Origin of the sequence: Bradyrhizobium sp. 215_C5_N1_1, assembly GCF_052075935.1 — a bacterium.
Lineage (GTDB): Bacteria > Pseudomonadota > Alphaproteobacteria > Rhizobiales > Xanthobacteraceae > Bradyrhizobium > Bradyrhizobium barranii.
The window spans coordinates 1,233,326-1,245,604 of sequence record NZ_CP197228.1 but is presented as its reverse complement, the minus strand read 5'-3'; the positions used below and the strand labels follow the sequence as shown (position 1 = coordinate 1,245,604).

Below are 12,279 nucleotides of genomic sequence, written 5' to 3'. Positions count from 1 at the left end.
GCGGATTAGGGCGGCAAGGTCAAGATTGGATCAACGCGCGCGGCTCCCCTTCCTTCTCCCCTTGCGGGAGAAGGTGGCGCGAAGCGCCGGATGAGGGGTATGCTTTAGCGAATTCAGCGGTAAGAGGGTTGCACATGGAGAGAAACCCCTCACCCGTCTCGCCGCTACGCGGCGAGCCACCCTCTCCCGCAAGGGGAGAGGGGAAGAAGGCTACACCGCCGCCGTCGTCACGCCGCCGTCGATGACGATGGTCTGGCCGGTCATGAAGCTTGAGGCGTCGGAGGCGAGGTAGGCGACGGCGCCGGCGATCTCGTCGGGCTCGCCGATGCGGCGGAGCGGCGTGGTGGCAGTGCGGCGCTTGAGGTTGGCTTCGTCTTCCCACAGCGCGCGGGCGAAATCGGTCTTGACGAGGCCGGGCGCGATGCAGTTGACGCGGACGCCTTTCGGGCCCCATTCGCCGGCGAGCGAGCGGCACAGCGCGAAATCGGCGGCCTTGGAGATGCCGTAGGCGCCGATCACGGTCGAGCCGCGCAGGCCCCCGATCGAGGAGATGATGACGACGGAGCCGTTGCCGCGCTCGGCCATTTGCGGGATCGCCAGCGCGGAGAGCCAGATGTTGCTCTTGACGTTGCTGCCCATGATCTTGTCGAAGGCCTCGTCGGTGATGTCGAGCAGCGGACCGTAATACGGGTTCACGGCGGCGTTGCAGACGAGGATGTCGATCTTGCCGTAGTGCTTGATCGTGCCCGAGATCAGCGCCTCGACCTCGGCCTTGCGCGCGATGTTGCAGGGAATGACGATGGCATCGCCACCGGCCGCGATGATGCCGTCGGCGACTTCCTTGCAGGCGTCCGCTTTCCGTGATGACACCACGACCTTGGCGCCGAGCTTTGCGAGCAGCTCCGCCGAGGAGCGGCCGATGCCGCGGCTGGAGCCGGTGACGATTGCGATGCGACCTTGCCGGTGAGATCGAACGGGGTGTTTTTCATTTTAGTGGCTCCCTCTTCTTTGCATCGTCAAACTCGCCGTCATGGCCGGGCTTGTCCCGGCCATCCACGTTCTTCCCTTGCCGCCAAGACGTGGATGCCCGGGACAAGCCCGGGCATGACGATCTCTGTGCGGCTACCGCCTCGCGATACGGTGACTAGATCAACCCGCTCCCATCCGCGACGCGGCGCTGGTGGTAGTCGGTATCACCAAAGCTGTTCTCGATCATGGTGAGGCGCTTGAAGTAGTGGCCGATCTTCGCCTCCATGGTCATGCCGATGCCGCCGTGGAGCTGGATCGCCTGCTGTCCCACGAACTTCAGCGACTTGCCGATCTGCACCTTGGCGGCGGCGATGGCGTTGGAACGCTCCTTGGCGTCCTCGAAATCCCCGGCCATGGTCGCGAACATCGACATCGATCGCGCCTGCTCGGCGGCGACGAACATGTCGGAGGCGCGGTGCTGCAACGACTGGAACGAGCCGATCGCAACGCCAAACTGCTTGCGCGTCTTGATGTACTCGACCGTGGTCTTGAGCGACTCGTCCATCAGGCCGACGGCCTCGGCGCAGAGCGCGATGCGGGCTTCGTCGACGACGCGCTCGATCAGCGCGAGCGAGTCGTCGGGATTGCCGATCGCGGCGTCCGCGCCCACTTCAACACCGGTGAAGGTGATGTCGGCGGCATGCAGGCCGTCCTGCGTCGGGTACGACTTCTTCGTCACGCCCTTGGCGCCCGCCGGCACCAGGAACACGCCGATGCCGGTCTTGTCGCGGCGGTCGCCCTTGGTGCGGGCGGTGACGATCAGGGTCTCGGCGTTCTCGCCGTTCAGAACGACGAACTTCTCGCCGTCGATCACCCAGCCGTCGCCCTTCTTCTTCGCCGTCGTCGAGACGTCGAAGAGATCGTAGCGCGAGTTCTTCTCGAGCTGGGCGAACGCCAGCGTCTTGCTGCCGTCGATGATCCCGGACACGTGCGCGGCCTTCTGCGCATCGGAGCCGGCGTGGCGCAGGAAGCCACCGCCGATCACGACGGTGGCCAGATAAGGCTCGAGCACCAGCGCCTTGCCGAGCGCTTCCATCACGATCATGGTCTCGACACCGCCGCCGCCGAAGCCGCCATCGGCCTCCGCGAAGGGCAGGCCAAGCAGGCCCTGCTCGGCGAGCTTGCCCCAGACGGCCTGGCTCCAGCCGCCCTTCTCCTTCATGTACTTCTTGCGGCTCTCGAAATCGTAGGAATCGGTCAGCAGGCCGTCGATGCTGTCCTTGAGAAGCCGCTGCTCCTCGTTCAGATCAAAATCCATGTTTCTCTCCAAATCGGCGGGAATTGCCCTGCCGTCGCCTTACCCTCAGACGTCATCCCCGCGAAGGCGGGGATCCAGTAAACGCAGCCGCCTGCCGTACTCGCGACCGCCGCGGCGTACTGGGTCCCCCGCCTTCGCGGGGGACGACACCGTCATTGTTGACTCACAGCCCCAGCACCGCCTTGGCGATGATGTTGCGCTGGATCTCGTTGGAGCCGCCGTAGATCGAGACCTTGCGGTTGTTGAAGTAGCTCGGCGCGATCTGGGCGGTCCACTCCATGGCTTCGTTCGAGCCGTCGTCGCCGTGCACGTCGTAGGGTGCTGCGAACGGACCGATCACTTCCATCAAGAGCTCGGTGGTGGTCTGCTGGATCTCGGAGCCCTTGATCTTCAGCACCGAGGACGCCGGATTGGGCTTGCCCTTGCCGTGCTTGCCCTCGTCGGCGACGACGCGCAGTTGCGTCAGCTCGAGCGCCTTCAGCTCGATCTCGCAGGCCGCCAGCTTCTCGCGGAAGGCGGCGTCCTGGATGATCGGCTTGCCGCCGGATTCGACCTTGGAGGCCAAGTCGCGGATGCGGCGCAGCCGCTCCTTGGACACGCCGACCCGGGCGATGCCGGTACGCTCATTGCCGAGCAGGAATTTGGCGTAATCCCAGCCCTTGTTCTCTTCGCCGATCAGGTTCTCGATGGGCACCTCGACGTCGTCGAAGAACACCTCGTTGACCTCGACGCCGCCGTCGATGGTCTGGATCGGACGCACGGTGACGCCCTTCGACTTCATGCTGAAGACGATGAAGGAGATGCCCATCTGCTTCTTGGCGGAGGGGTCGGTGCGGCAGAGGCAGAATATCATGTCGGCGTGCTGGGCGAGCGTGGTCCAGGTCTTCTGGCCGTTGATGATCCACTTGTCGCCCTTGCGCTCGGCCTTGGTCTTGAGCGAGGCAAGGTCGGAGCCGGAGCCGGGCTCGGAGAAGCCTTGGCACCACCAGTCGTCGACATTGGCGATGCGCGGCAGATACTGCTTCTTCTGCTCTTCGTTGCCGAAGGTGTAGATCACGGGGCCGACCATGCTGACGCCGAAGGCGAGCGGCTGCGGCGCCGGATAGGACTGCAGCTCCTCGTTGAAGATGTAGTGCTGCACGGAGGTCCAGCCGGTGCCACCATACTGCTTCGGCCAGTGGCTGACGCCCCAGCCCTTCTTGTTGAGGATGCGCCACCACGTCACCATCTCGTCCTTCGAGAGGTGGCGGCCCTCGACCAGCTTGCGCCGCGTATCCGGCGGTACGTTGTCGCGGAAGAATGATCGCACTTCCTCGCGAAACGCCTGCTCTTCCCTAGTGAATGCGAGATCCATCGGATCCTCCTGTGAGCTTCTTTGTTTCGTCGTCGTCAGGACGACGGTGAAATTACTGCAACACCTCGAACAGCCCGGCCGCGCCCATGCCGCCGCCGACGCACATGGTGACGACCGCATACTTCGCCTTGCGGCGGCGGCCCTCGATCAGGGCGTGACCGGTCAGGCGCGCGCCCGACATGCCGTAGGGATGGCCGACCGAGATCGCGCCGCCGTCGACGTTGATCTTCTCGGGGTCGATGCCGAGCTTGTCGCGGCAATACAGCACCTGCACCGCGAAGGCTTCGTTCAGCTCCCAGAGGCCGATGTCGTCGACGGTGAGGCCGTGGCGCTTGAGCAGGCGCGGCACGGCGAAGACCGGGCCGATGCCCATCTCGTCCGGCTCGCAGCCGGCGGAGACGAAGCCGCGGAAGATGCCGAGCGGCTTGAGGCCGCGCTTTGAGGCTTCCTTGTCGCTCATGATGACGGAGGCGCTGGCGCCGTCGGAGAGCTGGCTGGCATTGCCGGCGGTGATCGAAAAGCCTTCGCCGCGCACCGGCTTGAGGCCGGCAAGGCCTTCAGCCGTGGTCTCGGGGCGCGGGCCTTCGTCCTGCGACAAGGTCACCTCCTTGAACGAGACGGCGCCGGTCGCCTTGTCGGTGACCGCCATCTGCGTCGTGATCGGCGCGAGCTCGTCCTTGAACTTGCCGCCCTGCTGGGCCGCGGCGGTGCGGCGCTGGCTCTCCAGCGAATATTCATCCTGCTTCTCGCGCGAGATGCCGTAGCGCTTGGCGACGACTTCGGCGGTGTCGATCATGGGCATGTAGACCTCGCCCTTGATCTTGAGCAGCGCCGGGTCCTGGGCATGGAAGCCGTTCATCTTGTCGTTCTGCACGAGGCTGATCGACTCGCCGCCACCGCCGACAGCGATCTCGACGCCGTCGAAGATCACCGAGCGCGCGGCGAGCGCGATCGCCTGGAGGCCCGAGGCGCATTGCCGGTCGATGGTGGTGCCGGCGACGGTCACGGGGAGACCTGCGCGGAGCAGCGCCTTGCGCGCGATGTTGCCGCCGGTCGCGCCCTGCTGCAGCGCCGCGCCCATCACGACGTCCTCGACCTCCTTTAGATCGACCTTGGCGCGGGCGACGGCCTCGCCGATGGCGTGGCCGAGCAGCGTTGCGCCCTCGGTGGCGTTGAGCATGCCGCGATAGGCCTTGCCGATCGGGGTGCGGGCGGTGGAAACGATGACGGCGTCGGTCAAGAGCGACCTCCTGATGGGTGTTGGGTGGATTGTGATGGTTTCTGCTGCTGGCGCAATTCGTGGCGCGACAATTTTCCGACCGGCGTGCGCGGCAGATCGTCGACGAACTCGACCGCTGCCGGCAGTTCGTGCTTGCCGACCTTGCCGGCGAGTTGCGCGCGCAGCTCGTCGAGCGAAAACGGCTTGGCGTCCGGCTTGAGCTTGATGAAAGCCTTGGCGGCCTCGCCGCGATACTGGTCGGGAATGCCGAGCACGATCACCTCGTGCACGCCTGGAATGGTGTAGATCGCCTGCTCGATCATCTGCGGATAGACGTTGAAGCCGCCGGAGATGATCATGTCCTTCTTGCGGTCCACCAGGAAGAAGTAGCCGTCGGTGTCGACATAGCCGATGTCGCCGGTGAGGAAGCGGCCGTCTGAAAACGACTCCGCGGACTCCTTCGCCTTGTTCCAGTAGCCCTTGGTGACGTTCGGGCCCTTGATGCGGATCTCGCCGACTTCGCCCGGCGGCAGAACTTTTGTCGGATCATCCAGCGAGACCACGTCCATCTCGATGCCGGGCAGCATCAGGCCGATCGACCCCGGCTTGTCCGGTCCCGTCGGCGGGTGGCCGGTGCCGGGCGAGCAGGTCTCGGTCATGCCCCAGCCGCTGCGCAGCTTCTTGCCGACCTTGCGCTCGAAGAAGTTCGCGATCTCCACCGGCAGCGGCGCGCCGCCGGAGCCGATGACGGCGAGCGAGGAGAAGTCGCGCTTATCGAGATCGGGCAGTGCCGCGATCGCGATCCACATCGTCGGCACGCCCGGGAAGTACGTCGCGCGCTTGATTTCGATGTCGCGCATCACCGCCTCGACATCGAAGCGCTGGTGGAGCGAGATCAGATTGCCACGGCTGAGCGAGGACAGCAGCACGACGGTGAGCGCATAGATGTGGAACAGCGGCAGCACGCAGATCACGCGCTCGACGACGTCGCCGCGCGCCGCACGCGACGGCTTGCCCCAGACATCGTAGATCGACACCGCGGAGGTGAGATTGCCGTGGGTGAGCATCGCGCCCTTGGGCAGGCCGGTGGTGCCGCCGGTATATTGCAGCAGCGCGACGTCGTCGGCCGTTACGGACGGCCACTCAGCCGGCGCGGTCGCGCCCTCGACGAAGCTCTTGAAGGTGACGACGCGGGGATCATCGGGGATCGGCGCCTGCGGCGTGCCGACCTTGCCCCAATCGTCGTCCTCGCAGACGACGAGGCGATCGATCAGGCCCTTCTCCAAGAACTTCAGCGCGGTCGGCAGCAGCGCCGCGAGGTTGGAGGTGACGAGCAGGCGCGAGCCGGAATCCGAGACCTTGTGCGTCAGAGCGATCTCGCCGTCGAGCGGGGAGAGATGCGCGACGCGGGCACCGGCCTTGAGCGCGCCGAAGAAATTGACCGGATGGTCCGGCGTATTGCCGAGGAACAGCGCCACGGAGCTGTTCTTGCCGCAGCCGGCACGCAGGAACGCCGCTGCCGCGCGCTCGGCCATGGCGGCGAGCTCGGTATAGCTGATCGGACGATCGCGGAATTCCAGCGCGGTCCGCGGGCCGAAGTCGGCGGCGGCGTTCGACAAGAGGTCAGGCAGCGAGCCCTGGACGATGGTGTCGTCCCAACGCACGCCCTCGGGATAAAACTGTTCGCCGGGATGGGTCATTATTCTTGATTGGTTGAGCGAGCAACTAACAGAGACCGTCATTCCGGGGCGCGACAAAGTCGCGAGCCCGGAATCCATAACCACCAGCTGGGGTTATGGATTCCGGGCCTGCGCCTTGCGGCGCATCCCGGAATGACGAGGGTTGAGATGAAGCGGCCATCACGCCGCCTTCGACGCCGCGGCCAGCGACGCGAACGTCTTGCCTTCGGCCGCGAGCTTCTTCAGCAAGGGCGCGGGCTCGAGGCTCGGGTCGTTGGTCTCCTTGGCGTAGAAGGAGAGACGATCAGCGATGTGCTTGAGGCCGACGGTGTCGGCCCAGAACATCGGGCCGCCGCGGTAGATCGGCCAACCGTAGCCGTAGAGCCAGACCACGTCGATGTCGGAAGGACGCGCCGCGATGCCCTCTTCGAGGATCTTCGCGCCCTCGTTGATCATCGGGTACATCATACGCTCGAGGATCTCCTCGTCGCTGACGACGCGCTTCTTGCGGCCGAGACGGAGCAGCGTCTCGTCGATCAGCTTTTCGACCTCCGGATCGGGCAGCGCGGAGCGACTTCCTGCTTCATACTTGTAGTAGCCCTTGCCGGTCTTCTGGCCGAAGCGGCCGGCTTCGCAGAGTGCGTCCGCGATCTCCGACTTGATGCCGCGGTCCTTGCGCGAGCGCCAGCCGATGTCGAGGCCGGCGAGGTCGCCCATCGCGAACGGCCCCATCGGCATGCCGAATTTGGTGACCACGGCATCGACCTGCTGCGGCAAGGCACCTTCGAACAGCAGCTTCTCCGATTGCTTGCCACGCTGCGCCAGCATGCGGTTGCCGACGAAGCCGTCGCAGACGCCGACCACGGCCGGCACCTTCGCGATCTTGCGCGCGATGGTCACGGCGGTGACCAGCGCATCCGGCGCGGTCTTGTCGGCGCGCACGATCTCGCACAGCTTCATGACGTTGGCGGGCGAGAAGAAGTGCATGCCGAGAACGTCCTGCGGCCGCTTGGTCGACTTCGCGATCTCGTCGATGTTGAGGTAGGAGGTGTTGGAGGCGAGTACGGCACCGGGCTTGACGTATTGGTCGAGCTTGCCGAACACTTCCTTCTTCACCGCCATGGTCTCGAACACGGCCTCGATCACCAGGTCAGCATCGCCGACGTTCTCGATGCCGACAACGCCGTTGATCAGCGCCATGCGCTTGGCGGGCGCGTCGGCCGGGATGCCGCCGCGCGCGGCGGTCGCTTCCCAGTTCTTCTGCATGATGCCCATGCCGCGCTTGAGCTGCTCCTCGCCGGTCTCGATCAGGGTGACTGGCACGCCGGCATTGGCAAAGGACATCGCGATGCCGCCGCCCATGGTGCCGGCACCGAGGATGGCGACGCGGTTCACGGGCCGCGACTTGGTGCCTTCAGGGACGCCGGCGATCTTGCTGGCCTCGCGCTCGGCGAAGAAGGCATAACGCTGCGCCTTGGACTGGTCGCTGGAGACGAGCTTGAGGAAGCCCTCGCGCTCCTTCTTCAGCCCCTCGTCGAACGGCAGGTCGATGGCGTAGCCGACGGCGTCGGCGGCGGCGAACGGCGCTTCCAGGCCGCGCGACTTCTTGGTCATGGCGGCGACCGCATTGGTGAAGATCGAGCGGTCGGCCTTGGCCGCGGCGAGCTTGGAATCGTCGTCGCGCAGGCGCCGCAGCGGACGCTTCTCGGCGAGCAGCTTGCGCACGAAGGCTTCGCCGCCGGAGGCCGGACCTTCGACGATCTCCTCGATCAGGCCATTCTTGAGCGCTTCGGCAGCACCGATCGGATCACCGCCGACGATCATCTTGACCGCGAGTTCCGGCCCGACCGCGCGCGGCAGACGCTGGGTGCCGCCGGCGCCCGGCAGCAGGCCGAGCTTCACCTCGGGCAGGCCGAGCTTGGCTTCCTTCACGGCCACGCGGAAATGACAGGCCAGCGCGACCTCGAGGCCGCCGCCGAGCGCGGTGCCGTGGATCGCGGCGACGACCGGCTTGGGCGAGTTCTCGATCTCGGCCAGGACGTCGTTGAGGGCGGGCGGCTTCGGCGGCTTGCCGAATTCGGTGATGTCGGCGCCGGCGATAAAGGTGCGGCCGGCGCAGGTCAGGACGATGCCCTTGATCGCGGGATCGGCGATCGCGGCCTTGATGCATTCGAGAATGCCGCCGCGCACTGCGGCACTCAGCGCATTGACCGGAGGACTGTTGACCGTGACGATCCCGACTTCGTCATGACGCTCAAGCTTGACCACTTCGCTCACGGCTTCCCTCCTTGGTGGGGATTTACTTTTGTTCGATTTCGCGGTGCGGAATTTAATTCCGCATCTTGACGGCAGGGTTATTTTGAAGCACGGACGTTGTCAACGACTCCGCGCAAGAAGCAGATCAGGGATGAAGCGTACAGGCAAGAAGACTGCGATCGATCGGAATTTCGTCGTCGCGCTTTCCCGCGGACTAGATGTATTGCGCGCATTCCAACCCAGCGACGGACTTCTCGGCAACCAGGAGATCGCCGCGCGGACGAACCTGCCCAAGCCGACCGTTTCGCGCCTGACCTACACGTTGACGAAGCTCGGTTATCTGACACCGGTTCCCCGTTTCGAGAAGTATCAGCTCGCGCCCGCCGCGATGGCGCTCGGTTATGCGGCGTTATCCAATCTCGGCGTTCGGCATTTGTCCGAGCCATTTCGCGAGGAATTGATGCGCGCGACCGGCGGCGCCGTCGCAATCGGCGGCCGCGACCGTCACAGCATGATCTATTTCGGGCAAAGTCGCGGCAGCGAGACGGTCGGCGTTCAACTTGACGTCGGCTCCCGCGTGCCGATTGCAACCAGCGCGATGGGCCGTGCCTATTTCTGGGCGCTCGACGAAGAAGGTCGCGCCGAGGTGTCCCGCATCCTGCGCGAACATTACGGCAGCCGCTGGCCGAAGATGCGCGACGGACTGGAACGTTCAGGCGAGACCGTTGCGAAATACGGTTTCGCGATGTCCGTCGGCGACTGGCACGACGACATCGGCGCCGCCGGCGTCGCGCTCAAGCTCAACGACGGAACCGGACCTTACGCATTCAATTGCGGCGCGCCCGCATTCCGCTTCACGGAAGAGCGTTTGATCAACGACATTGGACCGCGTCTGCTGGCGATGGTAAGGAACATTGAAGCGGCACTCGGGGGACTGATGCCGCAATCCAAAAAAGAAGTCAGCAAAAAGCTGAAATCAGGAGGAAAAGTTGCGCGTGTGGCCGAGGGGTTCAGATAGCCTTTGTCATCACCGGGAGCGGTTCGCATCGCCCCTTCGCCCACTGACGTATGTGGGCGAGACGAGATGACGCAGGCACAGCTCGCGCGGGGGACATCGCCCCTGCTCGCGGTTCGCGACGTCAGCGTCGTGTTCGGCGGCATCATTGCGCTCAACGGCGTGTCCTTTGACATGCACAAGGGCCAGATCCTCGGATTGATCGGCCCCAACGGCGCCGGCAAGACCACGCTCTTCAACTGCCTCTCGCGGCTCTATCAGCCGTCGTCGGGCGACATCCTGATGGAAGGCGCGAGCATCCTGTCGCGGCCTCCGCACCGGATCGCCGAGATCGGCATCGGCCGCACCTTCCAGAACGTGGCGCTGTTTCCGAACCTCTCGGTGATGGACAACGTCCGCGTCGGCGCCCATTCGAAGACCTCCAGCGACATCATCAGCGACTCGCTTCGGCTCGCCTGGGTCCGGCGCAGCGAGACCGAGGTCAACAAGAAGGTGCAGGAGATCCTCGCCTATCTCAAGCTCGAGGACGTCGCCCACACCATCGTGTCCGGCCTGCCCTTCGGCACGCAGAAACGCGTCGAGCTGGCGCGCGCGCTCGCGGCAGACCCGAAGATCCTGCTGCTCGACGAGCCGGCCGGCGGCCTCAACCACGAGGAAGTCTATCTGCTCGGCGACCTCATCCGCCGCATCCGCGACGACCGCCACATGACCGTGCTGCTGGTCGAGCACCACATGGGCCTCGTGATGTCGATCGCCGACCACGTCGTCGCGCTGAATTTCGGCAAGAAGCTCGCGGAAGGCACGCCGGCCCAGGTGCAGGCGGACCCCGACGTCATCAAGGCCTATCTCGGGAGCAAGGACCAATGACGACGCTGCTCAACGTCAAGGACCTGCGCGCCTATTACGGCCAGGTCCAGGCGCTCCATGGCCTGTCCTTCTCGCTCAACGAGGGATCGTTGACGACGCTGCTCGGCGCCAATGGCGCCGGCAAGACCACCACCCTGCGCGCGATCTGCAACATGGTGCGTTCCACCGGCGCGATCGAGTTCGAAGGCAAGCCGCTCAGCAACCGCTCCACCGAGAGCATCGTGCGGTTCGGCATCGCCCACGTGCCGCAGGGCCGCGGCACCTTCACGACCATGACGGTCGAGGAGAACCTCCAGCTCGGGGCCATCACCCGCAAGGACAGCGCCGGCATCGTTTCCGACATCGAGCGCATGTACGCGCATTTCCCGGTGCTCAAGCAGCGCCACACCCAGCAGGCCGGCACGCTCTCGGGCGGCGAGCAGCAGATGCTCGCGGTCGCCCGTGCGCTGATGCTGCGGCCGCGCCTGATGCTACTCGACGAGCCGTCCTTCGGACTGGCGCCGCTGGTCGTGCGCGACCTGTTCGGCATCCTCGGCAAGATCAATCGCGAGGACAAGGTGTCGATCCTGGTGGTCGAGCAGAACGCCCAGCTCGCGCTCGAGCTCGCCGACCAGGCCTATGTGATCGAGACCGGACGCATCGTGATGTCGGGCAATGCCAAGGACATCGCGAACAACGAAGAAATCCGCAAATCCTATCTGGGTTACTGAGGAGCCGGCACGATGGAGCTGTTCACCAACCAAGTGCTGGCCGGCATCGCCACGGGCGCGATCTACGCCTGCATGGCGCTCGCCGTGGTCATGATCTACCAGGCGATCGACCATCTCAACTTCGCGCAGGGCGAGATGGCGATGTTCTCGACCTTCATCTCCTGGCAGCTGATGCAGTGGGGCGTGCCTTACTGGGCCGCCTTCATCCTCACGCTGGCGCTCTCCTTCGTCGCCGGTATCGCGATCGAGCGCATCCTGTTCAAGCCGCTGGCGAAAGCGCCGGTGCTGACCAACGTCGCCGGCTTCATCGCCCTGTTTGCGATCATCAACTCCTCGGCCGGCCTGATCTGGGACTTCACCATCAAGCAGTACCCGACCCCGTTCGGCTCCGCGCCGTTCCTGGGAAGCCAGCTGATCTCGACCCACCAGGCCGGCATGATCGGCGTCACGGTGCTGCTGCTGCTCGGCCTCTACTTCTTCTTCCAGTACACGCGCATCGGCCTGGCCATGCGCGCGGCCGCCTCGGTGCCTGAATCGGCCCGCCTCGTCGGCATCAACACGTCCTGGATGATCGCGCTCGGCTGGGGCATGGCGACCGCGATCGGCGCAATCGCCGGCATGCTGATCGCCCCTGTCGTGTTCCTCGAGCCCAACATGATGGGCGGCGTGCTGATCTACGGCTTTGCCGCCGCGGTGCTCGGCGGTCTCACCAGCCCGTTCGGCGCCGTGGTCGGCGGCTTCCTGGTCGGGATCTTCGAGAACCTCGCCGGCACCTACATCCCCGGCGTCGGCAATGAGCTGAAGCTCCCGATCGCGCTCGCGCTGATCATCTCCGTCCTGGTCGTCAAACCCGCTGGCCTGTTCGGCCGGCACATCGTCAAGCGAGTTTGAT

General features: G+C 65.2%; 9 protein-coding genes and 1 pseudogene. 4 read left to right on the top strand and 6 right to left on the bottom strand.

Annotation, left to right across the window (positions count from 1 at the left end; all coding sequences use genetic code 11):
* Nucleotides 1–210: 210 nt before the first annotated feature.
* The 6 genes and pseudogenes from AB7G19_RS05795 to AB7G19_RS05770 form a co-directional block, all read right to left on the bottom strand.
* Nucleotides 211–989 (bottom strand): annotated as a pseudogene (locus AB7G19_RS05795) (SDR family NAD(P)-dependent oxidoreductase).
* A gap of 155 nt (nt 990–1,144) precedes the next feature.
* Nucleotides 1,145–2,287: a pimeloyl-CoA dehydrogenase small subunit gene (gene pimD / locus AB7G19_RS05790; RefSeq protein ID WP_085403565.1), complete on the bottom strand. Its 1,143-nt coding sequence runs from the start codon at nt 2,285–2,287 to the stop codon at nt 1,145–1,147.
* A gap of 163 nt (nt 2,288–2,450) precedes the next feature.
* Nucleotides 2,451–3,641, bottom strand: a complete 1,191-nt coding sequence (gene pimC / locus AB7G19_RS05785; protein ID WP_085403564.1) for a pimeloyl-CoA dehydrogenase large subunit — start codon at nt 3,639–3,641, stop codon at nt 2,451–2,453.
* Between the two features lie 52 nt (nt 3,642–3,693).
* Nucleotides 3,694–4,881, bottom strand: coding sequence for an acetyl-CoA C-acyltransferase (locus AB7G19_RS05780; RefSeq protein WP_085403563.1), 1,188 nt, complete (start codon nt 4,879–4,881; stop codon nt 3,694–3,696).
* Nucleotides 4,878–6,560 (bottom strand): dicarboxylate--CoA ligase PimA, encoded by a 1,683-nt coding sequence (gene pimA / locus AB7G19_RS05775; protein WP_085403562.1) that lies wholly within the window; start codon nt 6,558–6,560, stop codon nt 4,878–4,880. Before pimA ends, AB7G19_RS05780 begins: the two co-directional genes overlap by 4 nt.
* 159 nt (nt 6,561–6,719) lie before the next feature.
* Nucleotides 6,720–8,816 (bottom strand): 3-hydroxyacyl-CoA dehydrogenase NAD-binding domain-containing protein, encoded by a 2,097-nt coding sequence (locus AB7G19_RS05770; protein ID WP_063980943.1) that lies wholly within the window; start codon nt 8,814–8,816, stop codon nt 6,720–6,722.
* Between the two features lie 130 nt (nt 8,817–8,946).
* On the opposite strand from AB7G19_RS05770, the gene AB7G19_RS05765 reads away from it, so the two are divergent.
* The 4 genes from AB7G19_RS05765 to AB7G19_RS05750 all read left to right on the top strand — a co-directional run bounded on the left by AB7G19_RS05765 (nt 8,947) and on the right by AB7G19_RS05750 (nt 12,278).
* Nucleotides 8,947–9,813 (top strand): IclR family transcriptional regulator, encoded by an 867-nt coding sequence (locus AB7G19_RS05765; RefSeq protein ID WP_085403561.1) that lies wholly within the window; start codon nt 8,947–8,949, stop codon nt 9,811–9,813.
* 66 nt (nt 9,814–9,879) lie between these two features.
* The gene (locus tag AB7G19_RS05760) at nt 9,880–10,677 is read left to right on the top strand and encodes an ABC transporter ATP-binding protein (protein WP_085403560.1); all 798 of its coding nucleotides are present in this window, start codon (nt 9,880–9,882) and stop codon (nt 10,675–10,677) included.
* A complete protein-coding gene (locus tag AB7G19_RS05755; RefSeq protein ID WP_014498266.1) occupies nt 10,674–11,387 on the top strand; it encodes an ABC transporter ATP-binding protein in 714 nt (237 codons plus the stop codon). The genes AB7G19_RS05760 and AB7G19_RS05755 overlap by 4 nt, the downstream gene beginning before the upstream one ends.
* A gap of 12 nt (nt 11,388–11,399) precedes the next feature.
* Nucleotides 11,400–12,278, top strand: coding sequence for a branched-chain amino acid ABC transporter permease (locus tag AB7G19_RS05750; protein ID WP_063980940.1), 879 nt, complete (start codon nt 11,400–11,402; stop codon nt 12,276–12,278).
* Nucleotide 12,279 lies beyond the last annotated feature (1 nt).